The 26,210-nt window shown below is 72.7% G+C and carries 23 protein-coding genes; 7 read left to right on the top strand and 16 right to left on the bottom strand.

Features of this window, described 5'->3' with window-relative positions:
- Window positions 1-107: 107 nt before the first annotated feature.
- Window positions 108-1,160 (top strand): aminotransferase class V-fold PLP-dependent enzyme, encoded by a 1,053-nt coding sequence (locus QFZ74_RS07085; protein WP_307619927.1) that lies wholly within the window; start codon window positions 108-110, stop codon window positions 1,158-1,160.
- A gap of 67 nt (window positions 1,161-1,227) precedes the next feature.
- Here the strand turns inward: QFZ74_RS07085 and thpD are convergent, their stop codons facing one another.
- The 5 genes from thpD to QFZ74_RS07060 form a co-directional block, all read right to left on the bottom strand.
- Window positions 1,228-2,112, bottom strand: a complete 885-nt coding sequence (gene thpD, locus QFZ74_RS07080) for an ectoine hydroxylase (RefSeq protein WP_307624064.1) — start codon at window positions 2,110-2,112, stop codon at window positions 1,228-1,230.
- Between the two features lie 5 nt (window positions 2,113-2,117).
- Window positions 2,118-2,522, bottom strand: coding sequence for an ectoine synthase (locus QFZ74_RS07075; RefSeq protein ID WP_307619926.1), 405 nt, complete (start codon window positions 2,520-2,522; stop codon window positions 2,118-2,120).
- Window positions 2,523-2,602: 80 nt separating this feature from the next.
- Entirely contained in the window at window positions 2,603-3,874 is a 1,272-nt protein-coding gene (ectB, locus tag QFZ74_RS07070; protein ID WP_307619924.1) for a diaminobutyrate--2-oxoglutarate transaminase, read from the bottom strand.
- A gap of 12 nt (window positions 3,875-3,886) precedes the next feature.
- Window positions 3,887-4,414 (bottom strand): diaminobutyrate acetyltransferase, encoded by a 528-nt coding sequence (gene ectA / locus QFZ74_RS07065; RefSeq protein ID WP_307619923.1) that lies wholly within the window; start codon window positions 4,412-4,414, stop codon window positions 3,887-3,889.
- A gap of 753 nt (window positions 4,415-5,167) precedes the next feature.
- On the bottom strand, window positions 5,168-6,268 hold the full coding sequence (locus tag QFZ74_RS07060; RefSeq protein WP_307619922.1) for an alanine--glyoxylate aminotransferase family protein: 1,101 nt from the start codon (window positions 6,266-6,268) through the stop codon (window positions 5,168-5,170).
- A gap of 246 nt (window positions 6,269-6,514) precedes the next feature.
- Between QFZ74_RS07060 and QFZ74_RS07055 the strand changes: the two genes are divergently transcribed.
- The 5 genes from QFZ74_RS07055 (at window position 6,515) to QFZ74_RS07035 (ending at window position 10,541) form a co-directional block, all read left to right on the top strand.
- The gene (locus QFZ74_RS07055; protein WP_307619921.1) at window positions 6,515-7,366 is read left to right on the top strand and encodes a transporter substrate-binding domain-containing protein; all 852 of its coding nucleotides are present in this window, start codon (window positions 6,515-6,517) and stop codon (window positions 7,364-7,366) included.
- 5 nt (window positions 7,367-7,371) lie between these two features.
- Window positions 7,372-8,205, top strand: a complete 834-nt coding sequence (locus QFZ74_RS07050; protein WP_307619920.1) for an amino acid ABC transporter permease — start codon at window positions 7,372-7,374, stop codon at window positions 8,203-8,205.
- Window positions 8,202-8,993 carry an amino acid ABC transporter ATP-binding protein gene (locus QFZ74_RS07045; protein ID WP_307619919.1) on the top strand — a complete coding sequence of 264 codons (792 nt, stop codon included), beginning with the start codon at window positions 8,202-8,204 and terminating at the stop codon, window positions 8,991-8,993. The genes QFZ74_RS07050 and QFZ74_RS07045 overlap by 4 nt, the downstream gene beginning before the upstream one ends.
- 91 nt (window positions 8,994-9,084) lie before the next feature.
- Window positions 9,085-10,176 carry an amidohydrolase family protein gene (locus QFZ74_RS07040; RefSeq protein ID WP_307619918.1) on the top strand — a complete coding sequence of 364 codons (1,092 nt, stop codon included), beginning with the start codon at window positions 9,085-9,087 and terminating at the stop codon, window positions 10,174-10,176.
- Window positions 10,177-10,289: 113 nt separating this feature from the next.
- Window positions 10,290-10,541 (top strand): LAETG motif-containing sortase-dependent surface protein, encoded by a 252-nt coding sequence (locus tag QFZ74_RS07035; RefSeq protein ID WP_307624063.1) that lies wholly within the window; start codon window positions 10,290-10,292, stop codon window positions 10,539-10,541.
- Between the two features lie 81 nt (window positions 10,542-10,622).
- On the opposite strand, the gene cobC is transcribed toward QFZ74_RS07035, so the two are convergent.
- Genes cobC through cobM form a run of 6 tightly spaced genes read right to left on the bottom strand, consistent with a single transcriptional unit; the run spans window position 10,623 to window position 16,940 of the window.
- Window positions 10,623-11,702, bottom strand: coding sequence for an Rv2231c family pyridoxal phosphate-dependent protein CobC (gene cobC / locus QFZ74_RS07030; RefSeq protein ID WP_307624062.1), 1,080 nt, complete (start codon window positions 11,700-11,702; stop codon window positions 10,623-10,625).
- A complete protein-coding gene (locus tag QFZ74_RS07025; protein ID WP_307619917.1) occupies window positions 11,692-12,603 on the bottom strand; it encodes a sirohydrochlorin chelatase in 912 nt (303 codons plus the stop codon). Before QFZ74_RS07025 ends, cobC begins: the two co-directional genes overlap by 11 nt.
- A complete protein-coding gene (locus tag QFZ74_RS07020) occupies window positions 12,600-13,193 on the bottom strand; it encodes a precorrin-8X methylmutase (protein WP_307619916.1) in 594 nt (197 codons plus the stop codon). The genes QFZ74_RS07025 and QFZ74_RS07020 overlap by 4 nt, the downstream gene beginning before the upstream one ends.
- The gene (gene cobJ, locus QFZ74_RS07015; RefSeq protein ID WP_307619915.1) at window positions 13,190-14,884 is read right to left on the bottom strand and encodes a precorrin-3B C(17)-methyltransferase; all 1,695 of its coding nucleotides are present in this window, start codon (window positions 14,882-14,884) and stop codon (window positions 13,190-13,192) included. Before cobJ ends, QFZ74_RS07020 begins: the two co-directional genes overlap by 4 nt.
- Entirely contained in the window at window positions 14,881-16,125 is a 1,245-nt protein-coding gene (cbiE, locus tag QFZ74_RS07010) for a precorrin-6y C5,15-methyltransferase (decarboxylating) subunit CbiE (protein WP_307619914.1), read from the bottom strand. Before cbiE ends, cobJ begins: the two co-directional genes overlap by 4 nt.
- Entirely contained in the window at window positions 16,122-16,940 is an 819-nt protein-coding gene (gene cobM / locus QFZ74_RS07005; RefSeq protein WP_307619913.1) for a precorrin-4 C(11)-methyltransferase, read from the bottom strand. Before cobM ends, cbiE begins: the two co-directional genes overlap by 4 nt.
- Before the next feature lie 101 nt (window positions 16,941-17,041).
- On the opposite strand from cobM, the gene QFZ74_RS07000 reads away from it, so the two are divergent.
- Window positions 17,042-17,773: a ZIP family metal transporter gene (locus QFZ74_RS07000; RefSeq protein WP_307619912.1), complete on the top strand. Its 732-nt coding sequence runs from the start codon at window positions 17,042-17,044 to the stop codon at window positions 17,771-17,773.
- Window positions 17,774-17,823: 50 nt separating this feature from the next.
- Here the strand turns inward: QFZ74_RS07000 and cobI are convergent, their stop codons facing one another.
- From cobI to cobN, 5 genes are read right to left on the bottom strand one after another with little or no spacing between them, the layout of a single operon-like run.
- A complete protein-coding gene (gene cobI / locus QFZ74_RS06995; protein WP_307619911.1) occupies window positions 17,824-18,573 on the bottom strand; it encodes a precorrin-2 C(20)-methyltransferase in 750 nt (249 codons plus the stop codon).
- Window positions 18,570-19,949 carry a cobyrinate a,c-diamide synthase gene (locus tag QFZ74_RS06990; RefSeq protein WP_307619910.1) on the bottom strand — a complete coding sequence of 460 codons (1,380 nt, stop codon included), beginning with the start codon at window positions 19,947-19,949 and terminating at the stop codon, window positions 18,570-18,572. Before QFZ74_RS06990 ends, cobI begins: the two co-directional genes overlap by 4 nt.
- Window positions 19,949-20,548: a cob(I)yrinic acid a,c-diamide adenosyltransferase gene (gene cobO / locus QFZ74_RS06985; protein ID WP_307619909.1), complete on the bottom strand. Its 600-nt coding sequence runs from the start codon at window positions 20,546-20,548 to the stop codon at window positions 19,949-19,951. The genes QFZ74_RS06990 and cobO overlap by 1 nt, the downstream gene beginning before the upstream one ends.
- Window positions 20,548-22,560, bottom strand: coding sequence for a putative cobaltochelatase (locus QFZ74_RS06980; RefSeq protein ID WP_307619908.1), 2,013 nt, complete (start codon window positions 22,558-22,560; stop codon window positions 20,548-20,550). Before QFZ74_RS06980 ends, cobO begins: the two co-directional genes overlap by 1 nt.
- The gene (gene cobN / locus QFZ74_RS06975; RefSeq protein ID WP_307624061.1) at window positions 22,557-26,210 is read right to left on the bottom strand and encodes a cobaltochelatase subunit CobN; all 3,654 of its coding nucleotides are present in this window, start codon (window positions 26,208-26,210) and stop codon (window positions 22,557-22,559) included. Before cobN ends, QFZ74_RS06980 begins: the two co-directional genes overlap by 4 nt.

Below are 26,210 nucleotides of genomic sequence, written 5' to 3'. Positions count from 1 at the left end.
CCGACGGGGGAGAAGCGCTGCTCGGCGGTGACGTATAAGCGCTCCTGGGAGAAACCCTGTAATCATCCGCGATGGACGGCGACTTCGCGGGGCCGCACAGTGGTCCCATGGAGACCTTCGAGACCCTCGTCCGTGCCGAGTTCGCTCCGAGGAACACCTACCTGAACACCGCGAGCAACGGGCTCCTCCCGGCCCGCACGGTCGCCGCGCTGCACCAGGCCGCGCTCCTGCGGGCCGAGGGCCGGCCGACGGACCCGCTCTTCGCCGACGTCGAGGCCGCCCGGGCGTCCTTCGCCCGGCTGGCCGGCGTCCCCGTCGGCCGGGTGGCGACCGGACCCTCGGCCGCCGCCCAGATCGGGCTGGTCGCCGCCGCGCTGCCCGCGGGCGCCGAAGTCCTCACCGCCGAGGACGACTTCAGCTCCGTCGTCACCCCGTTCCACATCCGCGGCGACCTGAAGGTGCGCACCGTCCCCCTGGAACGGCTCGCCGAGTCCGTCCGGCCCGGCACCGCGCTCGTCTCGGTCAGCACCGCCCAGTCCGCCGACGGACGGCTCGCCGACCTGCCCGCCCTGCGCGAGGCGGCCCGCACGCACGGCGCGCGCACCTGCGTCGACTGCTCCCAGTCCGCGGGCTGGCTGCCGATCGACGCGGACGCGTTCGACTTCACCGTCTGCATCGGCCACAAATGGCTCGTCGGCCCGCACGGGGCGGCCTTCCTCGTGGTGCCCGAGGACCTCGGCGGACTGACACCGCTGCTCGCGGGCTGGGTCGCGGCGGAGGCCCCGTGGGACAGCTGCTACGGCCCCGTCGCCGAACTCGCCCACTCCGCCCGCCGGTTCGACGTGAGCCCCGCCCTGTTCACCTACGCCGGACTGCGCCCCTCGCTCGAACTCGTCGAGGAACTGGGCGTGGACGCCGTGCGCGCCCACGACCTGGCCCTCGCCGACCGGTTCCGCGCCGGACTGGCCCGGCTCGGCCACGAGGCACTGCCCGCACCCGACTCCGCGATCGTCTCCGTGCCCGGACTCGGCCACCGTCAGGCGGAGTTGAGCCGCGCGGGCATCGAGGTCTCCGACCGCGCGGGCAATCTGCGCGCGTCCTTCCACCTGTACAACACGCCCGCCGACGTCGACCGCCTGCTGGACGTCCTGGACGGCTGAACACACACGGCTGCCGCCGGCACCCGCGCTGGGCACCGGCGGCAGCCGTGGTGGGACGGGGCTCAGCTCACCGGACCGGGGTGAAGTCCCGGGCGCCGATGAACTCCGGGCGCCGCACCGGCGCCGCGAACGGCTCGACCGCGGTGTTCTCCACGCTGTTGAACACGATGAAGACGTTGCTGCGCGGGAACGGCGTGATGTTGTCGCCGGAGCCGTGCATGCAGTTGCAGTCGAACCAGGTCGCCGAACCGGCCTTCCCGGTGAACAGCCGGATGCCGTGCGCGTCCGCCATCGCGGTCAGCGCCTCGTCGGACGGCGTGCCCGCGTCCTGCATCTGGAGCGACTGCTTGTAGTTGTCCTTGGGCGTCGCGCCGGCACAGCCCAGGAACGTCTTGTGCGAGCCCGGCATGATCATGAGCCCGCCGTTGGTGTCGTGGTTCTCGGTCAGCGCGATCGAGACGGACACCGTCCGCATCCGCGGCAGACCGTCCTCGGCGTGCCAGGTCTCGAAGTCCGAGTGCCAGTAGAAGCCGCTCGCGCCGAAGCCGGGCTTGACGTTGATCCGGGACTGGTGGACGTACACGTCCGAGCCCAGGATCTGCCGGGCGCGCCCCACGACCCGCTCGTCGCGCACCAGCCGGGCGAACACCTCGCTGATCCGGTGCACCTCGAAGACCGAGCGGATCTCCTTCGACTTCGGCTCGACGATCGAACGCGCGTCGGCCCGGATCTCCGGGTCGCTGACCAGCCGTTCCAGCTCCTGCCGGTAGACGGCGACCTCGTCGTCGCTGATCAGCTGGTCGACGGTGAGGAAGCCGTCACGCTCGAACGCGCCGAGGTCGGCGGGCGTGACGGGACCCGGGGCGTCGGGCGCGCCCCAGACCACGGGGTCCTGGCGGGGGACGGTCACCTCGGTGGTGCCGCGGCTGGGGTACAGGTCGGTGACGGTCATGGTGCTCACACCTCCTCGGGCTCGGTGAGCAGCGGGTAGACACCGTTCTCGTCGTGGTCCTCCCGTCCGGTCACCGGCGGATTGAACACGCAGATGCAGCGGAAGTCCTCCTTGACGCGGAGTGTATGCCGCTCGTGCCCGTCCAGCAGGTACATGGTCCCGGGGGTGATCGAGTACGTCTTCCCGGTCTCGTGGTCGGTGAGTTCGGCCTCGCCTTCCGTGCAGACGACGGCCTCGATGTGGTTGGCGTACCACATCGACGTCTCCGTCCCGGCGTACAGGACGGTCTCGTGGAGGGAGAAGCCGACCCGCTCCTTGGCGAGCACGATGCGCTTGCTCTCCCAGGTGCCGGACGCCGCCTTCACATGACGGTCGGTGCCTTCAATGTCCTTGAACGAACGGACGATCACGGTGGTGCACTTCCTCCTTGCGGGATGGACTGCCGGCGCGTCGCGTCCCACGGACGCGCCGGACGGATACGCGGACCGGGCTAGGCGGTCTCGCGGACGGAACGGGCCAGGACGCTCAGCCCCTCGTCCAGTTCCTCGGACGTGACGGTGAGCGCGGGCAGCAGCTTGACGACCTCGCTCTCCGGGCCGGACGTCTCGATGAGCAGCCCCAGCTCGAAGGCGCGCCGCGCCACGCGCCCGGCACGCTCCTTGTCGCGGAACTCCAGGCCCCACACCAGGCCCCGGCCGCGGTACTCCTTCACATCGGCCAGGTTCTCCTCGGTGATGTCGATCAGGCCCTGCTCGACCTGCTCGCCGCGGGTGCGGGTCTGCTTCTCCATGGCGGCGCCGTCGCTCCAGTACGTCTCCAGGGCGGCGGTGGCCGTCACGAACGCCGGGTTGTTGCCGCGGAACGTGCCGTTGTGCTCGCCCGGCTCCCAGATGTCCAGCTCGGGCTTGAACAGGCACAGCGACATGGGCAGCCCGTAGCCGCTGATCGACTTCGACACCGTGACGATGTCGGGCGTGATCCCGGCCTCCTCGAAGGAGAAGAACGCGCCGGTGCGGCCGCAGCCCATCTGGATGTCGTCGACGATCAGCAGCATGTCGCGCCGCTCGCACAGCTCGGCCAGCCGGCGCAGCCACTCGGCACGCGCGACGTTGATACCGCCCTCGCCCTGCACGGTCTCGACGATCACGGCGGCGGGCTGGTTGAGCCCGGACCCCTGGTCCTCCAGGAGCCGCTCGAACCACAGGAAGTCCGGCACCTGGCCGTCCAGGTAGTGGTCGAAGGGCATCGGCGTGCCGTGGACCAGCGGGATACCGGCCCCGGCGCGCTTGAAGGAGTTGCCGGTGACGGCCAGCGAGCCCAGCGACATGCCGTGGAAGGCGTTGGTGAAGGAGACGATCGACTCGCGGCCCTTCACCTTCCGGGCCAGCTTCAGCGCGGACTCCACGGCGTTGGTGCCCGTCGGCCCGGGGAACATGACCTTGTACGGCAGGTCGCGTGGCCGCAGAACCAGGTCCTGGAAGGCCCGCAGGAACGAGCGCTTGGCCGTGGTGGACATGTCGAGGCCGTGGGTGACGCCGTCACGCAGCAGGTAGTCGATCAGTGCCCGTTTGAGGACGGGGTTGTTGTGGCCGTAGTTGAGTGAGCCCGCGCCGGCGAAGAAGTCGAGGTAGCGGTGGCCGTCCTCGTCGTACATCAGGCTGCCCTGCGCACGGTCGAAGACCGTGGGCCAGTTACGGCAGTAGCTGCGCACCTCCGACTCGACGGTCTCGAAGACGCTGAGGTCGGGCTGGGTGATGGTCACAGTGATCGCTCCTCAATGCGACGGGCGGGTCGGCGCGGTGGTCAACGGGCCGATGACGTACAGGACTTCGGGCTCGTGGGGGCCGTCGGGGAACAGCCCCGCGTCGAACAGCACCTCGCGGGTGACGGAGGCGTCGTGCCGGGCGGCGTACGAGGCGAACAGGCGTGCCGAGGCGGTGTTGTCCGGTGTGATGGTCGTCTCGACGGAGGTGATCCCGTGCTCGGCCGTGAGCCGTGCGGTGAGTCCGTCGAGCAGTGCGCCCGCGACGCCCCGGCCCCGGTGCGCCGAGTCGACCGCCACCTGCCAGACGAGCAGGGTGTGCGGCCGCTCCGGCCTGATGTACCCGGTGACGAAACCGACGGGCTCACCGTCCGCCCCGCGCGCCACCGCCGATGTGCCCGCGAAATCGCGGCACCACAGCAGATAGCTGTACGAGGAGTTGAGATCGAGTGTTCCGGAGGCCTTGGCGATACGCCAGAGCGCGGCCCCGTCCGCCACCGACGGTCGGTCGATGAGCAGGTCTGCTTGTGCGGCAGTCATGCCGGTTGAATTTAGCGAGGCAAATTCAAAAATGCACGAGTGCGTGAGGGGGGCGGGTGTGAGCGGAGGGGTGTTATGTTCGTTTTTGACCCACCATAAATCGGGCATACTACCCACTTATGTGGAGTGTGTCACATCCGCGTAACCTGGATGAAAATAGCTTTGTTTAACCTCGCGGATTGCGGGCAGAAGTTCTAGGGAAAGCCATCCCTGAAAAGGGATTCCCGAATTACCTCGAATTCATGCCCCCGTTTCGCCACCGATACGCTCCCGCGAAATGTCCGCTGATCGGATGTGGGCGACGGTTTGTGAGGCGAATGCTCTGGCGAGGGCTGCTTGGGGTACGTGTTCGCGGGGAGGCTTCGCTTCGGTAGGCCCGCGCCTGCCTCTGCTCGGCTGGGCGCGCGGCCGAGCAGTGCGCGTGGGTGCCGGTCTGGCCCGTCGCCTTGCCTGTGCGAATGTGCGCGGCGTGGCCGGGCGGATCAGTGCATGCGCTTGCCGCGAGCAGCCTCTGCAGGAGATCGTTCCGCGCGTCGGGCCGAGCCCGCGCCCGTCCAGCTCCGTCGTCCGGGCGTCCGCGCCTGTCGTTCCTCCGCGCCGGAGGCTTCGCCTCGGTCGGCCTGTGCGGGCGTTCGCTTCGTGAGTGGCGGCTCGGGTCGCGTTCGTTCGGCCCCTTGCAGGGGTGTTCGCAATCAGGTGCCCCGGTTGCCCGGCGTCCGGAAGGTGCCGCTTCCGGGCGCCGGGACTGGAGGGCTACTGCCAGGCCGACTCCGCCGCGCGCCGAGCGGCAGGCACGTCAACCGTCAGGCCCTGTTCGGAGAGGGCCGTGGCCAGGGCGGTCAGGGTGGCCTGTACCGCTTGGGGGGTTGCGTCCTTGCCGTAGTGGTTGACGCGGACCATTTCCTTGGAGAGGGGTCCGCCGCCCGCGGCGAGGGGAAGGGCGGGGTCGGCCGACAGGGCTCGGGCGACCAGCTCCGCGGCGTTCAGGGCGGCCGGTACGCGCAGCGTCGTGGCGACCGGGGCCGCGTCCCGCTCCTCGTAGACGTACGGCTCCAGGCCCGCGCCCAGCGCGACCGCGCCGGCCCGCGTGGCCAGGGCGGCGCCGCGGTGGCGGGCCATCACCGCATCGAGGCCGTCCGCCTCGATCCGCTCCAGGCACGCCTCCAGCGCCAGCATCTCCAGCTGGGCCGGGGCGTGCGGCAGAGCCTTGCGGCCGCCGTCGATCCAGCGCTCCTTCCAGTCCAGCAGGGAGAGGTAGGAGCGGCGCGGGGCGTGCGGGCTCGCGGCCATCCGGGTCCACGCCCGCTCGCTCACCGACACCGCCGAGACGCCCGCCGGCCCGCCCATCGCCTTCTGCGCGCCGATCACGCACAGGTCCACGCCCCACGCGTCCGGAAGCACCGGCTCCGCGCCGACGGAGGCGACCGCGTCCAGGTAGAACAGCGCGCCGTGCTCCCGTACGACCTCGCCGATCTCCGTGACCGGGTTGGTGTTGCCGGTCGCCGCCTCCGCGTGCACCAGCGAGACGAAGTCGATCCCGGGGTGCTCGGCGAAGGCCTCGCGGATCTGGCCGGCGGTGACCGCCGTGTGGAAGGGGACCGCCAGGTCGATCACCGTGGCGCCGCAGTCGCGCAGCCAGTTGCCGAAGGTCTGCCCGTACGGGCCGGTGATCACGTTCAGCGCCGTCGTGCCCGACCCGGCCGCCGCGCGGATCGCGCCCTCCAGCGGCAGCAGCGCCTCGCCCTGCATGATCACGATGTCCTGCCGGGTGTCGAGCAGCCGGGCCACCCGGTCCTCGACGGAGGCGAAGCGGTCGGCGCTCAGCGGGGGCAGATCGAGCAGGGGGTGGGTCACGGCGGTCGCTCTCTTCGGTCACGGGATCGGATCCAGTACGCGGGTCGAGCGTAACCGGCGGCTTTCGGGCCATACGTTCCGGACGGCGGGCAGCTGACACCCCGACAGGACGCTCGCGGGCTCTCGCTGGCTTTGGGGCGGGCATGGGATCCGAGGCCGCCGCAGTAAAAGATCAAGGGAATAATTTGAGTAACCCAAACACTTCCTTATAATCGGAACCTCGTTTTCCACCTACAGGAGGCCTTTGTGACCACGCTCCTCGGGCGCCGGGCCCGCATCCTCGCCGCTGTCACCGCCGCGGCCGGGCTGGCTCTCGTGGCGGGCTGCTCGTCGAGCGACAGCGGCGGCGGCGCCAGCAAGACTGCCGCCGGCGGGGTCCAGCTCGCCAAGCCGGGCCAGCTCACCACCTGCACCCACCTGCCGTACCCGCCGTTCCAGTCGGTCATCGACGGCAAGGTCCAGGGCTTCGACGTCTCCCTGGTCGACCTGGTCGCCAAGAACCTCGGCGTGAAGCAGCAGATCCTCGACACGCCGTTCGAGAACTTCAAGACCGGTGCGTTCCTGAACTCCGGCCAGTGCGACATCGCCGCCGCCGGCATGACCATCACCGAGGAGCGCAAGAAGAACGTCGACTTCTCGGACCCGTACTTCGAGGCGACCCAGGCCGTCCTGGTCAACAAGAAAGCCGGCATCGACTCGCTGGCCGACGTCAAGGCCAAGGGCAAGAAGCTCGGCGCCCAGGCGCAGACCACCGGCGAGGACTACGTCAAGAGCAAGGGCTACGACCCGATCTCCTTCCACTCCTCCGACGCGGTCCTCAACGGCCTGCGCACCGGCCAGGTCCAGGCCGTCGTCATCGACTATCCCGTAGTCCAGGGCTGGCTGAAGGACAAGGCCAACGCCGACGCCTTCAAGGTGGTCGACAACCTCAAGACCGGTGAGCAGTACGGCTTCACGGTCAAGAAGGGCAACACCAAGCTCCTCGCCGCCGTCAACAAGGCGATCAAGGACGCCAAGGCGGACGGCACGTACAAGAAGCTCTACGAGAAGTGGATCGGCCCCTACGAGGCGTCCGCCGCCTCGCCCGCGGCCTCCTGAACCCCATGACCGACACCGACGTACGACTCCAGCCCCGCAGGAAGGGCCTGAGCCGCAGCCAGAAGCGCACGCTCTCGCGCGGTATCCAGTACGCCGTCTTCGTCGCCGCCGTGGCCGCCTTCGCGGCCTCGGCGGACTGGGGACGGCTGCAGAACCAGTTCGCGCAGGTGGACATCGCCCGGCAGATGTTCCCCGACGTCATCACGCTGGCGCTGAAGAACACCGTGCTCTACACCCTGTCCGGCTTCGTCGTCGGACTGGTCCTCGGCATGGTCGTCGCGCTGATGCGGCTGTCGTCCGTGGCGCCCTACCGCTGGCTCGCGAGCGTCTACATCGAGATCTTCCGCGGCCTGCCGGCCCTGCTGATCTTCATCTTCGTCGGCGTGGCCGTGCCGCTCGCCTTCCCGGGCGTCGAGTTCCCGGGCGGGACGTACGGCAAGGTCGCCGTCGCGCTCGGCCTGGTCGCCGCCGCCTACATGGCGGAGACGATCCGCGCGGGCATCCAGGCGGTCCCCAAGGGGCAGATGGAGGCGGCCCGTTCGCTCGGCTTCTCCCCGGCCCGGGCCATGGTCTCGATCATCCTGCCGCAGGCCTTCCGCATCATCCTGCCGCCGCTCACCAACGAACTCGTCCTGCTCTTCAAGGACTCCTCGCTGGTGCTGTTCCTCGGCGTCACCCTGGAGGAGCGCGAACTGTCCAAGTTCGGCAACGACCTGGCCAGTACGACCGCCAACTCCACGCCGATCCTCGTCGCGGGCCTGTGCTACCTGCTGGTCACCGTCCCGCTGAGCCTCGTCGTCCGCCGCATGGAGTCCAAGAGCCGGGAGGCCGTCCGATGAGCCGCCCCGAGATCCACGTCCGGGACCTGCACAAGTCCTTCGGGGACAACGAGGTGCTGCGCGGCGTCGACCTGGAGATCGGCCAGGGCGAGGTCGTCTGCGTCATCGGCCCCTCCGGCTCCGGCAAGTCGACCCTGCTGCGGTGCGTCAACCTCCTGGAGGAGCCCACCAAGGGGCAGGTCTTCGTCGGTGGCACCGAACTGACCGACCCCGACGTCGACATCGACGCGGTACGCCGCCGTATCGGCATGGTCTTCCAGCAGTTCAACCTGTTCCCGCACGTGTCGGTGACCGAGAACCTCACCCTGCCGCAGCGCCGGGTGCTCGGCCGGGACAAGGCGACGGCCGCGCGGGTCGCCGCCGAGAACCTGGAGCGGGTGGGCCTGTCCGAGAAGGCGGACGCCTACCCGGGCTCCCTCTCCGGCGGCCAGCAGCAGCGCGTCGCCATCGCCCGCGCGCTCGCGATGGGCCCCGAGGTGATGCTCTTCGACGAGCCGACCTCGGCGCTCGACCCCGAGCTGGTCGGTGACGTCCTCGCCGTGATGCGCATGCTCGCCAACGAGGGCATGACCATGATGGTCGTCACCCACGAGATGACCTTCGCCCGCGAGGTCGCCGACCGGGTCGTCTTCATGGACGGCGGCGTGGTCGTCGAGGAGGGCACCCCCGACCAGGTCATCGGCAACCCGCGGCACGAGCGCACCCGCCACTTCCTGTCCCGGCTCCTCGACCCCGCGATGGCGGACGTCGAGGAGGAGACGTCGGACCAGGTGGGCGGGAACGAGTAGCTCCTGCGGGGACGGGTAGCTCCACGGGTAGCTCCTGCGGGACCGAACAGCTCCTTCTGGAGCGAGCGGTGCCTTCATTAGAGTGCCGTGCATGAGCGATCAAGCGGTGCTGCACGTGAAGGGGCGGATCCTCGTCGGCCCGGACGAGGTCCGCGACGAACTCTGGGTCCTCGGGGGCCGGATCACGTACGACCGCCCCGCCGGGGCGCGCGACGTCCGGACCGTCACGGGCTGGGCGCTGCCCGGTCTGGTCGACGCCCACTGCCATGTGGGACTCGGCGCGGACGGTCCGGTGGACGCGGACACCGCGGAGAAGCAGGCGCTGACCGACCGGGAGGCGGGCACCCTGCTGATCCGCGACGCGGGCTCGCCGTCCGACACCCGCTGGGTGGACGACCGCGACGACCTGCCGAAGATCATCCGCGCCGGCCGGCACATCGCCCGCACCCGCCGCTACATAAGGAACTACGCCCACGAGATCGAGCCGGACGACCTCGTCACGTACGTCGCCCAGGAGGCCCGGCGCGGCGACGGCTGGGTCAAGCTGGTCGGCGACTGGATCGACCGCGACCTCGGCGACCTCGCCGCCTGCTGGCCGCGCGAGGCGGTCGAAGCCGCCATCGCGGAAGCCCACCGCCTCGGCGCCCGCGTCACCGCGCACTGCTTCGCCGAGAGTTCCCTGCGGGACCTGGTCGAGGCGGGCATCGACTGCATCGAGCACGCCACCGGCCTCACCGAGGACCTGATCCCGCTCTTCGCCGAGCGCGGCGTCGCGATCGTCCCCACGCTCGTCAACATCGCCACCTTCCCCCAGCTCGCCGCCGGCGGCGACGCCCGCTTCCCCACCTGGTCCGCGCACATGCGGCGGCTGTACGAGCGCCGCTACGACACGGTGCGCGGCGCGTACGACGCCGGGATCCCGGTGTACGTCGGCACGGACGCGGGCGGTGCGCTCGCGCACGGCATGGTCGCGGGCGAGGTCGCCGAACTGGTCACCGCCGGCATCCCGCCCGTCGACGCCCTCTCGGCGACGGCCTGGGGCGCCCGCGCCTGGCTCGGCCGGCCCGGCCTGGAGGAGGGCGCACCGGCCGACCTCGTGGTGTACGAGGGCGACCCGCGCGCGGACGTACGGGTGCTCGCGGCGCCGCGCCGGGTGGTGCTGGGCGGGCGGGTCGTGGAGTAGGGGGCGGGTCGGTCGTGGAGCAACGGGCGTGCGGGAACACGTGTGTTGCTCGCACCACGGAATCCGAACGCACTCCCGAGGAGTCCACGAAGGAGTGAAGTGACGCGGGATCGCTGACGGTTCACCCGTCGTGCGTAATTCTTGCCGGGTTCCCACGCAGCTTCGTCCGCGAGACCCCGCCGGCCACCCCCGCCACCCCCGCCGCCGCCCCGAAGCCCCAGGGCGCCCCGGCCACCGAGGCGGACCTGGCCACCACGGGCGGCAGCCCGCTGACCCCCTACCTGGCAGCCGGCTCCGCCGCACTGCTCGCGATGGGCGCGGGAACGCTGGCGCTGGCCCGGCGGCGACGGGGGCGCCGGGGGTAGAGCTGTGCCGCGCTGCCGTTGACTTGTCGATGCCGTGCGCCGAGGCCAGGGGTCTTGAGGGGTGGGCCGGTGGGGCGGCCGCTAGCCGGGGCCCGCGCGGCCGGGCGGCTGCTCCAGTGCGTGGTCCAGCGCCGTCAGGAACGCGTCCGTCGTGGCACGGTCCCGTACCGCCAGGCGCAGCCAGTCCTCGCCCAGGCCGGGGAAGGTGTCCCCGCGGCGTACGGCGAAGCCCAGGTCGCGGAGGTGTTGGCGGACGGTCGGGGCGGCCGGGGTGTGGAGCAGGACGAAGGGGGCCGCGGCGGGCTGCACGGCCCGTACGCCGCGGTCGGCGAAGGCGGCCAGGCCTGTCAGCAGATGGGCGCGGTCGGCGGCGGCGCGGTGGGCGGCGTGGCCCGCCTCGGCCAGCGCGCGCGGGGACACGCACGCCTCCGCGGCCGCCAGGGCCGGGGTGGAGACCGGCCACAGCGGCTGGGCGCGCTCCAGTTCCGCGATCGTCTCCGGGGCGGACAGCACGTAGCCGATACGCAGCCCGGCCAGACCCCAGGTCTTGGTGAGGCTGCGCAGCACCACCAGACCGGGGATGTCCGTGCGTCCGGCCAGGGACTCGGCCTCACCCGGCACCGCGTCCATGAAGGCCTCGTCGACCACCAACGTCCGCCCAGGCCGCGCCAGTTCGACGAGCGAGGCGGCCGGGTGCAGCACCGACGTGGGGTTCGTCGGATTGCCGACCACCACCAGGTCGGCGTCCTCGCGGACGGCCGAAGCGTCCAGTCGGAAGCCGTCGGCCGGCCGCAGCAGCACCCGGTCCACCGTGTGCCCCGCGTCCCGCAGAGCCGCCTCCGGCTCGGTGAACTGCGGGTGTACGACGACGGGTCGGCGTACCTTCAAGGCGCGCGCGAGCAGCACGAACGCCTCGGCCGCGCCGGCCGTCAGCAGCACCCGCTCCGCCGCCAGACCGTGCCGCGCCGCCACCGCCGCCCGCGCGGCCCGCCCGTCCGGGTAGGCCGCGAGGCCGGTCAGCGACTCGGCGATGTGCGCGCGCAGCCACGCCGGGGGAGTGCCGGAGCGGACGTTGACGGCGAGGTCGACCAGCGCCGAGCCGTCGTCGCGGACCTCCGCGTCGCCGTGGTGACGCAGGTCGTGCTCGCCCTCAGTGCGCATGCGCATGCGCGTGCCCGTGCCCGTGGCCGTGGTGGTGGCCGTCGTCGTCCGGGTGGAAGTGCGGCTGCTGCGGCAGGCCCACCTTGTCCTCGAAGCCCGGCAGCGCGATGCGGTACACGCACGAGTCGCAGTTCATCCGCAGGTCGCCCCGGACGGCCTCCTCGTACCGCTCCCACACCAGGTCCAGCAGCTCCGGCTCCGGACCGATCACGTCCGCCGACCGCACGTCCACCTCGGGGTGCGCCGCCGCCCAGTCCTCGGTCTGCCGCCGCACCCGGTCCGGGAGGATCCCGGTGAACAGGAAGTAGGGGAGGACGACGACGCGGCGCGCGCCCAGGCGCACGCACCGGTCGAGGCCGCTCGGCACGTCCGGGGCCGCCAGCGACACGAACGCCGTCTCCACGCCCGCGTACCCGCGCCCCTCCCACAGCAGCCGGGCCGCCTTGTGCACCTCGGCGTTGGCGTCCGGGTCCGTGGAGCCGCGACCCACCAGCAGCACGGTCACGTCCGCCCGGTCCCCGTCGCCGCCCAGCGCCTCGTCGAGCCGCCGCTCCAGCACGTTCAGCAGCGCCGGGTGCGGGCCCAGCGGACGGCCGTAGGTGTAAGAGATCCCGGGGTGCCGCTCCTTCTCCCGGGTCAGCGCGGCCGGGATGTCGCCCTTGGCGTGCCCGGCCGACACCAGCATCAGCGGAACGGCGGCGAACCGGCGTACCCCCTGCTCCACCAGCTCGGCGACGGCCTCGCCGAGCGGCGGCGGGGACAGCTCGATGAAGCCGCCCGCCACGGGCAGTTCGGGATGCCGGCGCCCCAACTCCCGTACGAACGAGCGGAACGCCTCGGCCCCGGCGGTGTCCCGGGTGCCGTGACCGGCGACGAGCAGGGCGGGCGGCTGGGTGGTCACGGGGTCTCCTCCGGGGAAGGTGAAATCGGGTGATACAGAAGGGCGTTGAGCGCGGCGGCGGCGACCGCCGAACCGCCCTTCTCGGACACGTTGCTGACGGCGGGCAGCCCGCTCGCGCGCAGCGCGGCCTTGGACTCGGCCGCGCCGACGAAGCCGACGGGCAGACCGATGACGAGCGCCGGATCGGCGTCCAGCGTGAGCAGTTCCTCCAGGGCGGTCGGCGCACAGCCGATCACCCACAGCGCGCCGGGCCCGACCTCCTCGTACGCCAGCCGGACCGCATGCGCCGAACGGGTCAGCCCCGGGCCCGACTTGGCGTCCTTCAGATGGCAGACGGTGTCGCGGCGCGTGATGCCCGCCGCGACCATCTCCACGTCCACGACCACCGGAGCGCCCGCGTGCAGAGCCGCGTGCGCGGGCCTCAGGTCGGCCTCGTCCAGGACGAGATCGGCCGCGTACTCCAGGTCGGCGGCGGAGTGGATGACCCGCTCCACCACCGCCCGGCTCAGCGGCGGGAAGTACGAGGTGTCCAGACGGGCGCGCAGCCGGCGGAAGGACTCCTGCTCGATGGGGTGGACCACACGGCTCATCGGGCCTCCTCCGGCCGGGTGTCCTGCCAGCGGTAGCCGCGCGGGGTGACCATGCGCCCCGCGATCTCCCGGGTCGCCGTGTTGCCCACGGTCACGACCGTCATCATGTCGACCGTCTCCGGGGCGAGTTCGGCAAGCGACGTCACCCGGCCGGACTCGTCCGGGCGCGAGGCGTTGCGGACGACACCGACCGGCGTCCGCGGCTCCCGGTGCTCGGCGAGGATCGCGAGCGCCTTGGGCAGCTGCCAGTCGCGGCCCCGGGAACGGGGGTTGTAGAACGTGACCACCAGGTCCGCCTCGGCCGCCGCCCGCACCCGCCGTTCGATGACCTCCCACGGCGTGTGCAGGTCGGAGAGGCTGATCGACACGTGGTCGTGGCCGAGCGGCGCGCCCAGGATCGCCCCGGCCGCCAGCGCCGCCGTCACCCCGGGCACGCCGACCACGTCGATGTCGTCGGACGCCTCGGCGAGCGCGGGCGACGCCATCGCGTAAACCCCCGCGTCGCCGCTGCCGATCAGCGCCACCGCGTGCCCCGCGCGGGCCTCGGCGACCGCCGTGCGCGCCCGCTCCTCCTCGGCCCCGAGCCCCGACGCCAGGACGCGGGTGCCGGGCCGCAGCAGATCGCGGATCTGGTCGACGTACTGGTCGAGCCCGACGAGCACGGAGGCGCGCCGCAGTTCGGCCTCCGCGCGCGGGGTGAGCAGGTCGCGGGCGCCGGGACCGAGCCCGACCACCGCGAGCCGCCCGCGCCCGGGCCGCCGTACGACGGCACAGGTGGCCATCGCGGGCCGTTCGGAGGACTTGCGCTTGGGTACGAGGAGTTCGCCTCCGCCGACCAGTGCCGCGGCCTCGGCGACGGACGGGGTGCCGACGGCGGCGAGCGGCGCGTCGGAGGGGTTGGGCACCTCGACCCGCGCCAGCTCCCCGGCCGCGTACGTCACCAGCGGCACCCCGAGCCGCTCGGCCGCCCCGACGATGCCCGGCTCCTCCGACTTGGCGTCCACGGTGGCCAGTTCGGCGAGCGAGGCCGCGGACAGCCCGGCCTCACGCAGCGCCGTCTCGACCAGGGCGAGCACCTCCGCCACCGGCGCCCCCTTCGAGGCCCCCACACCGACGACGAGCGACGGCGGGCGCAGCAGCACCGCGCGCTCACCGGCCTCGACCGCGCGATCGGTCAGCCGGATCGTGTACGCCCCCTGCGGCGCCGTCGGCAGCGGAGGCAGCGGCCACGCCAACTCCGCCTCCAGCGCGACCGGTTCGCCGTCCAGCAGGGCCCGCGAGACGGCCGCCACGGCACCCTCGACGGGGAGGCCGAGCGTGTCCAGGCCCGGCAGCCCGACGCTGTCCGTCGCGGTCGTCACCACCGGCTCGGCACCCAGCAACCCGCCCACCTGGCGGGCGAGTTCATTGGCGCCGCCGCCGTGGCCGCCCACCAACGACACGGCGAACCGTCCGCCCTCGTCGACGCACACCACACCGGGATCGGCGGCCTTGTCGCCGAGCAGCGGCGCGATCAGCCGCACCACGGCCCCCGTCGCCAGGAAGCACACCAACTGCTCGCACTCCGCGAACGCGGCCCGTACGGCGTCCGCGACCGGACCGTCGTACACCCGCGTGCGCCCGGGCCACGCCGCGGCCAGCCGGTCCCGCGCCGCCGCCCCCGCCGCGGTGGCGGATATCAGGCCGATCACTGAGCAACTCCCTCGCTACGGGCCGGGGGCCGGACGCCCCACAGCAGAAAGACGGGATTGGCGGCCGCGAGCCGGGTCACGTCCCCGGGCAGCGGTGCCAGCCGCGACGACTGGAGCAGCACCCCGTCGCAGGTGAACCCGGCGGCGGTCAGCGCCTCGCGTGCCGCCGGCACCCGGTCCAGGGCGGCCATGGCGACCACCACCGTCCGCCGGGCCCGCCGCGCGCACGCCGTGACGATGGCGGGCAGTTCGCCGCCCCCGCCGCCCACGAACACCGCGTCGGGATCGTCAAGACCGGACAGTACGGTCGGCGCCGCCCCGTGGACCACGTCCACGTCGACGCCGTGCGCCTCGGCGTTGGCCCGGATGCGCGCCACCCCGTCCGGGGTCTTCTCCACGGCGACGACCGCCGCGCCGAGCCGCGCGCACTCCACGGCCACGGACCCGGACCCCGCGCCGACGTCCCACACCAGGTCGCCGAGGCCGGGCGCGAGCCGGGCCAGCGCCAGCGCCCGCACCTCGAACTTGGTGATCATCGAGTCGCGGTACGCGAACGCGTCCTCCTCCAGCGCCCATGGAGCGGGCCGCGCGGGCACCCCGGCGACCGTCCGCACGGCGGCCGGCGCCCGCGTCTCGTCCAGGCACAGCACCACGCTCACCGCCGTCCCCCAGTCCCGGTCCGCGGCCTCAGCCGGCGTCACCCGCTCCACGCGCTCGCGCTCCGGATCGCCGAGCGCGCTCGCCACCACCAGGACCCGCCCGGCGCCGACCGCCGCACCCAGCTCGGCCGGACCGGTCCCCGGCCCGGTCAGCACGGCGACCTTGGGATGCGCCCGGCACACGTTCACGGCCGTCCGCAGGTCCCGCCCGTGCGCGCTGACCACGACCGCGTCGTCCCAGGGCAGCCCGAGCCGCGCGAAGGACGCCGCCACCGACGACACCCCCGGACGCACGTCCAGCAGCCCGGACCCGAACCGCTCGGCCAGCGCGCGCACGATCCCGAAGAACCCCGGATCGCCCGAGGCCAGCACGACGACCGGCCGCTCCTTGCCGACGTACTCCCCGATGACGTCCAGCGCGGGTGCCAGCGGCCCGAGCACCACCCGCTCCGCCGCCTCGGGCAGCCGTACGGACTCCAGATGCCGCCGCCCGCCGACCACCAGCTCCGCCGCCGCGAGGACGTCCTCCGCGATGTCCTGGGGAACCGGCGTCCCCGTGCCCGTCCCGACGACCGTGATCACGCCTCCGCCCGCCGCGCGCGCAGGGCCCTGCGGGCCTCGGGGTCGGCCTTGCGGAAGCCGTGGAAGTGACCCGGGTGGTACAGGTGCGAGCGGGTGCCGTGGGCGTCGAGCGCCGGGCCGACCAGGAACAGCGTGTGCTTCCAGAGCCGGTGCTCCTTGACCGTCTCCTCCAGCGTGCCGATCGTGCACCTGACGACCAGCTCCTCCGGCCAGGTCGCCTGGTACGCGACGACGACCGGCGTGGCCGTCGGATAGCCGCCCTCCAGCAGCTCCCGCACCAGCTGACCACTGCGGGCCGCCGACAAGAACACCGCCATGGTGGTGCCGTGCCGGGCGAACTCGCGCACCTCCTCCCCGGGCGGCATCGGGGTCTTGCCGCCGCCGAGCCGGGTGAGGACGACGGACTGCGCCACCTCGGGAATCGTCAGCTCGCGCCCCGCGAGGGCCGCCACGGCGGAGAACGAGGAGACGCCCGGAACGATCTCCGTGGCGATCCCGAGCTCAACGCACCGGTCGAACTGCTCCTGCGTACCGCCCCACAGGGCCGGGTCGCCGGAGTGGATCCGGGCGACCCGCAGCCCCTCGGCGCGGGCGCGCTCGTACACGGCGACGACGTCCTCCAGCGACATCGCCGCCGAGTCCAGGACCTCCGCGTCCTCGCGCGCGTGCTCCAGGACCTCGGCCTGGACCAGGCTGGCCGCCCAGATCACGACGTCGGCCTCGGCGATGGCACGCGCGGCACGGAACGTCAGCAGATCGGCGGCGCCGGGACCGGCCCCGACGAAGGTCACCTTGCCGGTGGGGGCATCGTCCATGGAAACGGGTCCTCTCCTGCTCTTGTCGCTCTTCTTCGTCACGTCCGTCACGCGTCGCTCCGGACGTGCGCGAACGGGCCCCGATCGGATAGCAAGGGCCTATGGCGGTCCTCGTCGCGCTCGGCGCGTTCCTGATGACGCTGGCCGGCGGCTGGACGGCACAGCGCGTGACCGACCGCCGCCACCTGGTCCTGGGCCTGGCCGGCGGCCTGATGCTGGGCGTGGTCGGCCTGGATCTGCTGCCCGAGTCGCTGGAGGCGGCCGGGCGGAAGATCTTCGGCGTGCCGGCGGCCCTGCTGCTGTTCGTGGCCGGCTTTCTTGTGGCCCATTTGGTGGAACGTCTCCTCGCCGCCCGCCAGGCCGCCCACGGCGCCGGCGAGCACGGTCACCGCGTGCCCGAGGTGGGCCTCACGGCGGCCGCCGCGATGGTCGGCCACAGCGTCATGGACGGCATCGCCATCGGCGCGGCCTTCCAGGTCGGCGGCGGCGTGGGCCTTTCGGTCGCGCTCGCCGTGATCGCCCACGACTTCGCCGACGGCTTCAACACCTTCACCATCACGAGCCTGTACGGCAACGCGCGCCGCAGGGCCATCGCCATGCTCGTCGCGGACGCCTTCGCCCCCGTCGTCGGCGCCGCCTCGACCACCTTCGTCACCATCCCGGAGCAACTGCTCGGCGGCTATCTCGGCTTCTTCGGCGGCGCACTGCTCTACCTCGCCGCCGCCGAGATCCTCCCCGAGGCCCACCACGAGCACCCCGCCCGCTCGACCCTGCTGTGCACGGTCGCCGGGGTGGCGTTCATCTGGCTGGTGGTCGGACTGTCGTCCGGCTGACACCACTGAGACGACCGGGACGGCTGGGACATCCGAGACCTTTGAGGGAATCACAGCTTGCCGCCCCGGCCGCCCTCGCGCCGCGCGGGCGCGATGAGCGTCGACAGGTACGGCAGCGGCGCCCCGTCCAGCTCCCCGGCCGGTCGGATGGACTCCTCCGCCAGCCCCAGCGCCGACCCCCACACGGCGCCCTCGAGCCGCCCGCTCTCCCGCAGCGCCTCGGCGACCTCCCGCGCCTGCCGCCCGAACTTGTACGCGACGACCGTCCCCGGCCCGCCGAGCGCCTCCTTCAGCACCCTCGACCCCGCCGTCACCGGCACCAGCGTCAGCGGCTCGGTGCCCTCGGTCAGCACGGCCCCCGACCGGGCCGCGAGGTCCTGCATGGCGGTGATCCCCGGCACCGTCTCCACGACCAGCCCCGGCACCAGCTCCGCCACCGTCTGCGCGAGATACGTGAACGTGGAGTACACGTTCGGGTCCCCGATCGTCGCGAACGCCACCGAGCCGTGGCCGCGCAGCAGGGCGGCGACCCGTTCACCCGCCGCGTCCCAGGCCGCCTCCCGGCGGGTCCGGTCGCTGCGCTCGTTGAGCGCGAACACGACCCGGACGACCTTCTCGGCGGACACGTAGTGCAGCACGGTCGCCTCGGCCCGCCCCGGCTCCCCGCCGTCCGTCCCGTCGGCCACGGCCATCACCGGGACGACGACGACCTCGGCGGCGCGCAGCGCGCCCACCCCCTTGACGGTCACCAGCTCCGGATCACCCGGACCGACCCCGACCCCGACCAGCCTGCTGCTCATGACGTCCGGCACCTCTCCACGAACCGACGGGCCACACCGGGCTCGGACGCCCAGTGGGTGTGCAGATAACTCGCGTGCACGCCCTGCTGCACGAAACCCTCCACGCGCGGCCGCCCCGGCCCGCGCACCCCCCAGGCCGGCGCCGCTCCCGAACCCGGCTCCACGACCGTCCGGTGGAACTCGTGCCCCCGCATCCGCGTCCCCGCTGCCGCCAGCACGCTGTCCCCGACGGCGACCGCGTCCCGGTAGCCCAGGGTCAGCCGGTCCGTCATCCGCGCGGTCGCGTCCAGCACACCGCACATGGGCAGCCCGTCCAGCTCCCGGCACAGATAGAGCAGCCCGGCACACTCGGCGGCGACGGGCGCGCCGCGCTCCGCGAGTTCGGCGACGGCCCTGCGCAGCGGCTCGTTGGCGGACAGCTGCACGGCGTGCATCTCGGGGAATCCGCCCCCGATGACCAAACCCGCGGTGCCTTCGGGCAGTTGCTCGTCCCGCAGGGGGTCGAAGGTGACGACTTCGGCACCGGCGGCGGTGAGCAGCTCGGTGTGCTCGGCGTAGGAGAAGGTGAAGGCGGAACCGCCGGCGACGGCGACGACGGGGGCTCGCTCTTCAGCAGACCGAGTCGGGTCATGGGTGGGCACAGGTTCGGGGGTCCAGGGGGCGGAGCCCCCTGGTACGGGACCCGCGGCACGGGCCAGCGCTTCCAACGCGGCCAGGTCACACCCACGGGCCACCTGCGCGGCCATCGCCTCGACGGAGTCGACAGCGGCACCGTGCCGCTCGGCGACAGGGACCAGCCCGAGGTGCCGAGAAGGTGTGTCCACCTGCGGCGCCCGCCGCAAGGCGCCCAGCACCGGCACCCCGGAGGAATCCAGCGCCTCCCGCAGCAGCTCCTCGTGCCGGTCCGACCCCACCTTGTTCAGGATCACGCCCCCGACCCGTACCTCCGGATCCCACGACGCGAACCCGTGCACCAGCGCCGCCACCGACCGCGACTGCGACGACGCGTCCACGACCAGGACCACCGGCGCCCGCAGCAGCTTGGCGACATGGGCCGTCGACGCCAGCTCCCCCTCGCCCGCCGCCCCGTCGTACAGTCCCATCACGCCCTCGACCACGGCGAGGTCGCACCCCCGCGCCCCGTGCAGGAACAGCGGGGCGACCAGCTCGGGACCGCACAGGTAGGCGTCCAGGTTCCGCCCCGCCCGCCCCGTGGCCAGCGCGTGATAGCCGGGGTCGATGTAGTCCGGCCCCACCTTGTGCGGGGACACGGCGAGCCCCCGCGCGGTGAACGCGGCCATCAGCCCCGTGGCGACGGTGGTCTTGCCACTGCCGGAGGACGGCGCGGCGATGACCAGCCGAGGCACCGACGACATCACCACTCGATGCCCTTCTGGCCCTTCTGCCCCACGTCCATGGGGTGCTTGACCTTCGACATGTCGGTCACCAGGTCCGCGAGGTCCACCAGCTTCTCCGGCGCGTTCCGCCCGGTGATCACCACATGCTGGGTCCCGGGCCGGCCGCGCAGCACCTCGACCACCTCGTCGGTGTCCACCCACCCCCAGTGCATCGGGTACGCGAACTCGTCCAGCACGTACAGCCGGTACGTCTCGGCCGCCAGGTCCCGCTTGACCTGCTCCCAGCCCTCGCGGGCCTTCTCCTCGTTGTCCATCTGGGCGTCCCGCTGCACCCAGGACCAGCCCTCGCCCATCTTGTGCCAGGCGACGCTGCCGCCCTCGCCCGAGTCGCCGAGCACCCGCAGCGCCCGCTCCTCGCCGACCTTCCACTTCGCCGACTTGACGAACTGGAACACCCCGACCGGCCACCCCTGGTTCCACGCCCTGAGCGCCAGCCCGAACGCGGCCGTCGACTTGCCCTTGCCGACGCCCGTGTGCACCACGACCAGCGGGCGGTTGCGCCGCTGGCGCGTCGTCAGACCGTCGTCCGGCACCACACTCGGCTGTCCCTGCGGCATTACGCGGCCCTCCTGTCGCCCTGAACTTCCCTGACCAGCCCGGCGATCGAATCCGCCCGCAACCCGTCCAACGTCACCGCCGCGCCGCCCAGCTCACCGGCCAACTGCCCGGCCAGGCCCAGCCGTACGGGCCCGGACTCGCAGTCCACGACCACCGAGGCGACCCCCTCCGCCGCGAACAGCCGCGCCGCCCGCCCGGCCAGCGCGACCGGCTCCGGCCCGCCGGTCGCGCGCCCGTCGGTCACCACCACGACCAGCGGCCGCCGCGCCGGATCCCGCAGCCGCTCCACCCGCAGCACCTCGTGCGCCCTGAGCAGTCCGGCGGCCAGCGGCGTACGACCGCCGGTCGGCAGCGACTCCAGCCGCGCGGCGGCGGCATCGACGGAGGAGGTGGGCGGCAGCGCGACATCGGCGGCCGACCCCCGGAAGGTCACCAGCCCCACCTTGTCCCGCCGCTGATAGGCGTCCAGCAGCAGCGACAGCACGGCACCCTTCACGGCGCTCATCCGCTGCCGCGCCGCCATCGAGCCGGAGGCGTCGACCACGAACAGCACGAGGTTGCCCTCGCGTCCCTCGCGGGTGGCCTGCCGCAGATCGTCCCGGCGGACGACCAGCCCGGGACCCGACCGGCCCCGCGCCCGCTGATGCGGCGCCGCCGCCTGTACGGTCGCCGCCAAGTGCAGCTTGGTGAGGGCACCTTGGGGGCGCCGGGCCCCCGTGGTCCGCCCGTGCTCGGTCCTCGCGCGGGAGCGGCGTCCGGCGGCACCCTCGCCGATCCCGGGCACGCTCAGCACCTTGGCGCGGAAGGGTTCGCAGGCGCGCGCCGGGGACTGCTCGGAGGCGCCTGTCGCCTGCGGCTCGCCGCCCTCACCGGCCTCCGGCTGCGCTCCGGTGTCCCCGCCCTGCGGCCCCTCGTCGGGCGCAGGCTGCCCGCCGCCCCCGCCGGGCCCGTCCGGACCGGGGTCGGGATCGTCGTCCCCCTCCCCGTTCCCGTCCCCGTTCCCGGAGAACTCCTCCAGGGTCTCGTCCAGCTTGTCCTCGTCAAGTCCCGGAGCGTCGAAGGGGTTACGGCGCCTGCGGTGCGGCAGCGCGAGCAGCGCGGCCTGCCGTACGTCCTCGGCGAGCACGTCGGTCCGTCCCGCCCAGGCGGCCAGCGCGGTGGCGGTGCGGGCCATCACGATGTCGGCGCGCATGCCGTCGACCTCGAAGGCGGCACAGGTCGCCGCGATCTGCCGCAGCGCCCCGTCACCGAGCCGCACCGTCGGCAGCAACTCCCTGGCCGCGACGATCCGTTGCCGGACGGCGGCCTCCTCGTCGGCCCAGCGGGCCGCGAAACCGGCGGGATCGTCGTCGTACGCCAGCCGCCGCCGCACGACCTCCACCCGCTGATCCGGCTCACGCGAAGCGGCGACCTCGACGGTCAGCCCGAACCGGTCGAGCAACTGCGGCCGCAGTTCGCCCTCTTCGGGGTTCATCGTCCCGACCAGCAGGAACCGCGCCGCATGCCGTACGGAGACACCCTCGCGCTCGACATAGGAGGCGCCCATCGCGGCGGCGTCCAGCAGCAGGTCCACGAGGTGGTCGTGGAGGAGGTTGACCTCGTCGACGTACAGGATCCCGCGGTGCGCGTCGGCCAGCAGGCCCGGTTCGAAGGCCTTCACGCCCTCCGCGAGCGCCCGCTCGATGTCGAGCGCGCCGACCAGCCTGTCCTCGGAGGCGCCGACGGGCAGTTCGACCATACGGGCCGGCCGGGGCCCGGAGGCACCCGACTCGTGCGGGCCGTCCGGGCAGCCGGGGTCGGGGGAGGCCGGGTCGCAGGAGAAGCGGCACCCGGAGACGACGTCGACCTCCGGCAGCAGTGCCGAAAGGGCGCGTACGGCCGTGGACTTGGCGGTTCCCTTCTCGCCGCGTACGAGGACGCCGCCGACCGCTGGCGAGACCGCGTTCAGCAGCAGCGCGAGCCGCAGATCGTCCTGGCCGACGACGGCCGTGAACGGAAAGGGGGTGGTCACTTCTCGTCGCCCTCCAAGTCGCCTTCCAGCTCCAGGTAGGTGGCCCGCAGCCGCTCCAGCGTGTCCGCGTCGGGTTCGGCCCACAGCCCCCGGTCCGCCGCCTCCAGCAGCCGCTCGGTGATGCCCCGCAGGGCCCAGGGGTTGGACTTCGTCATGAAGTCCCGGTTCTCGGCGTCGAAGACGTACTCCGCCGACAACTTCTCGTACATCCAGTCGTCCACGACCCCCGCCGTGGCGTCGTACCCGAACAGGTAATCCACGGTCGCCGCCATCTCGAAGGCGCCCTTGTAGCCGTGACGCCGCATCGCCGCCATCCAGCGGGGGTTGACCACCCGGGCGCGGAAAACGCGGTGCGTCTCCTCGCCGAGCGTCCGCGTCTTCACCTGGTCCGGTACGGCGGAGTCGCCGACGTACGCCTCGGGGCTCGCGCCCGTCAGGTGGCGCACCATCGCCACCATGCCGCCGTGGTACTGGAAGTAGTCGTCAGCGTCCGCAATGTCATGCTCTCTCGTGTCGACGTTCTTCGCCGCCACCGCGATCCGCCGGAACGCCGTCTCCATGTCCCCGCGCGCCGCGCGCCCGTCGAGCCCGCGCCCGTAGGCGTAGCCGCCCCACACCGCGTACACCTCGGCGAGGTCCGCGTCGCTGCGCCAGTTGCGCGCGTCGATCAGCGGCAGCAGGCCCGCGCCGTAAGCCCCCGGCTTCGAGCCGAAGACGCGGGCCGTCGCGCGGCGCCGGTCGCCGTGCTCGGCCGCGTCCTCCTCCACGTGCGCCCGCACGTAGTTGGACGCCGCCGGCTCGTCCAGCTCGGCCACCGCCCGTACCGCGTCGTCGATCAGCCCGACCACGTGCGGGAACGCGTCCCGGAAGAAGCCGGAGATACGGACCGTGACGTCGATGCGCGGGCGGCCCAGCTCCTCCAGGGGGATCACCTCGAAGCCGGTCACCCGGCGCGAGGCGTCGTCCCACACCGGACGGCAGCCCAGCAGCGCCAGGATCTCGGCGATGTCGTCGCCCTGGGTGCGCATGGCGGACGTGCCCCACACCGTCAGGCCGACGGACTTCGGGTACGCGCCCGTGTCGGCCAGGTACCGCTGCACCAGAGAGTCGGCGAGCGACTGGCCGACCTCCCAACTCAGCCGGGAGGGAATGGCCTTGGGGTCGACGGAGTAGAAGTTGCGGCCGGTCGGCAGCACGTTGACCAGACCGCGCGTCGGTGAACCCGAGGGGCCCGCCGGGACGTAACCGCCGTCCAGCGCCCGCAGGATGTGACCGATCTCGTCCGTGGTGCGCGCCAGCCGCGGCACGACCTCCGCGCAGGCGAACTCCAACACGGCGACGGCGTCGGGCAGTTCGGTGCCCACCGTCACGCGGACCAGAGCCGGGACCGCCGTGACGTCCCACTCCCGGGACTCCATCGCCTCCGCGAGCCTGCGGCACAGCTGTTCCAGCAGGTCGATCGCGTCGGCGGCCGTACGGGACGGACCGTCGACCAGGTCCGTGAGTTCCACCGGTACCTTCACCGGCGCGCCCGGCTCGGCCAGCAACTCCTTCTCCACCAGCCCGAAATGAGCGGCCAGCGAGGCACGCAGGCCCGGCAGCGCGTTCGCCCGGCCGCCCCACACCTGGGAGGCGCGCAACACCGCCAGCACCAGGTTCACGCGCGGCTCGCCGACCGGTCCGCCGCCCAGGATGTGCAGTCCGTCGCGGATCTGCACGTCCTTGATCTCGCACAGATAGCCGTCGATGTGCATGACGAACTCGTCGAAGTCGTCGTCCCCCGGCTGCTCGTCCACGTGCAGGTCATGATGCAGCTCGGCGGCCTTGACCAGCGTCCAGATCTGGGCGCGCACGCTCGGCGCCTTCGCCGGGTCGAGGTCGCTCACCAGGGCGTACTCGTCGAGCAGTTGCTCCAGCTTCGCCAGGTCGCCGTACGTGTCGGCCCGCGCCATCGGCGGCACCAGGTGGTCGACCACCGTGGCGTGTCCGCGCCGCTTGGCCTGGGTGCCCTCGCCGGGGTCGTTGACGATGAAGGGGTAGATCAGAGGAAGGTCGCCGAGGACGGCGTCCGGGGCGCAACCGCCGCTCAGTCCCAGCCCCTTGCCCGGCAGCCACTCCATCGTGCCGTGCTTGCCCATGTGCACGATCGCGTCGGCACCGAAGCTGTTCTCCAGCCAGCGGTAGGCGGCCATGTAGTGGTGCGACGGCGGCATGTCGGGGTCGTGGTAGATCGCGATCGGGTTCTCGCCGAAGCCGCGCGGCGGCTGGATCATCACGACGACGTTCCCGAACCGGAGCGACGCCAGCACGATGTCGTTGCCGTCCACGTACAGGCTGCCCGGCGGCTCGCCCCACGCCTCCAGCATGGCCTCCCGCAGTGCGGGGTCGAGCGCCTCGAACCAGGCCCGGTAGTCGGCCAGCGGCACGCGCGCGGGCGCGGCGGCGAGCTGATCCTCGGTGAGCCACTCGACGTCGTGGCCACCGGCCTCGATGAGCCGGTGGATCAACTCGTCGCCGCCGGAGGGATATTCGGTGACTCCGTATCCGGCGTCGCGCAGTGCGTCGAGCACGCGGACCGCCGAGGCGGGCGTGTCCAGGCCGACCGCGTTGCCGACGCGGGAGTGCTTGGTCGGGTACGCCGTGAAGACGAGCGCGAGCTTCTTGTCGGCGTTCGTCTTGTGCCCCAGCCGGGCGTGCCGGACGGCGATCCCGGCGACGCGTGCCGCCCGCTCGGGATCGGCGACGTACACCGGTACGTCGTCCGGGCCCTGCTCCTTGAAGGAGAACGGCACCGTGATCAGGCGCCCGTCGAACTCCGGGATCGCGACCTGCATCGCCGCGTCCATGGGGGAGAGGGCCGCGTCGGAGGCGTCCCAGGCGGCGCGCGAGGAGGTGAGGCAAAGCCCTTGCAGCACCGGGACGTCGAGATCCGCCAGGGCTCCGATGTCCCAGGCCTCCTCGTCGCCGCCCGCCGAGGCCTGCGAGGCGTGCGTGCCGCCCGCGGCCAGCACGGTGGCGACGAGGGCGTCGGCGTCGCCCAGCAGCTCGTACAGCCCGGGGTCCGCGTCGCGCAGCGAACCGCAGTACACCGGAAGGGCGTTGGCGCCGTGCGCCTCGATCGCTTCGCACAGGGTGTCCACGAAGGCGGTGTTGCCGCTCAGTTCGTGGGCCCGGTAGAACAGCACGCCGACGGTCGGGCGGCCCGCCACCTGGGCGCGCTCGCCGTGGACGCCGTACCCGGGCATCGTCCGCGGCTCCTCGAAGCCCTCGCCGGTCAGCAGCACGGTGTCGGACAGGAACCGGGCCAGCTCGGTGAGGTTCGCGGGGCCGCCCTCGACCAGGTAGCGCAGCGCCTCCGCCACGACACCGGCCGGGACGGACGACTCGGCCATCAACTCGGCGTCGGGCACGGCCTCCCCGCCGAGCAGCACGGTCGGCACACCGGACGCCTTCAGCGCCGCGAGCCCCTCCTCCCAGGCCCGCTTGCCGCCGAGCAGCCGTACGACGGCGACGTCCGCGCCCTCGATCAGCCCGGGCAGCTCGCCGTCGACGTCCACCCGGGTCGGGTTGCCGATGAGATAGGAGGCGTCGGCGGCGCGGGCCGCCAGCAGATCGGTGTCGGCGGTCGACAACAACAACACTGTGCTCAA

The sequence above is a fragment of the Streptomyces sp. V3I7 genome, assembly GCF_030817495.1.
Classification (GTDB): Bacteria; Actinomycetota; Actinomycetes; order Streptomycetales; family Streptomycetaceae; genus Streptomyces.
The sequence above is the reverse complement of the archived record's forward strand: the minus strand, read 5'-3'. Positions and strand labels throughout refer to the sequence as shown.

Bases quoted from the DNA above. Each gene is read 5' to 3' on its own strand.
- ectA (WP_307619923.1), bottom strand. From the start codon at position 4,414: ATGACTGCCGCACAAGCAGACCTGCTCATCGACCGACCGTCGGTGGCG.
- QFZ74_RS07020 (WP_307619916.1), bottom strand. From the start codon at position 13,193: ATGAGCCGTGTGGTCCACCCCATCGAGCAGGAGTCCTTCCGCCGGCTG.
- QFZ74_RS07085 (WP_307619927.1), top strand. From the start codon at position 108: ATGGAGACCTTCGAGACCCTCGTCCGTGCCGAGTTCGCTCCGAGGAAC.
- thpD (WP_307624064.1), bottom strand. From the start codon at position 2,112: ATGACCGTCACCGACCTGTACCCCAGCCGCGGCACCACCGAGGTGACC.
- cobI (WP_307619911.1), bottom strand. From the start codon at position 18,573: ATGAGCAGCAGGCTGGTCGGGGTCGGGGTCGGTCCGGGTGATCCGGAG.
- QFZ74_RS07050 (WP_307619920.1), top strand. From the start codon at position 7,372: ATGACCGACACCGACGTACGACTCCAGCCCCGCAGGAAGGGCCTGAGC.
- QFZ74_RS07040 (WP_307619918.1), top strand. From the start codon at position 9,085: ATGAGCGATCAAGCGGTGCTGCACGTGAAGGGGCGGATCCTCGTCGGC.
- cobC (WP_307624062.1), bottom strand. From the start codon at position 11,702: ATGCGCACTGAGGGCGAGCACGACCTGCGTCACCACGGCGACGCGGAG.
- QFZ74_RS07045 (WP_307619919.1), top strand. From the start codon at position 8,202: ATGAGCCGCCCCGAGATCCACGTCCGGGACCTGCACAAGTCCTTCGGG.
- cobO (WP_307619909.1), bottom strand. From the start codon at position 20,548: ATGCCGCAGGGACAGCCGAGTGTGGTGCCGGACGACGGTCTGACGACG.
- cobM (WP_307619913.1), bottom strand. From the start codon at position 16,940: ATGGACGATGCCCCCACCGGCAAGGTGACCTTCGTCGGGGCCGGTCCC.
- QFZ74_RS07000 (WP_307619912.1), top strand. From the start codon at position 17,042: ATGGCGGTCCTCGTCGCGCTCGGCGCGTTCCTGATGACGCTGGCCGGC.
- QFZ74_RS06990 (WP_307619910.1), bottom strand. From the start codon at position 19,949: ATGTCGTCGGTGCCTCGGCTGGTCATCGCCGCGCCGTCCTCCGGCAGT.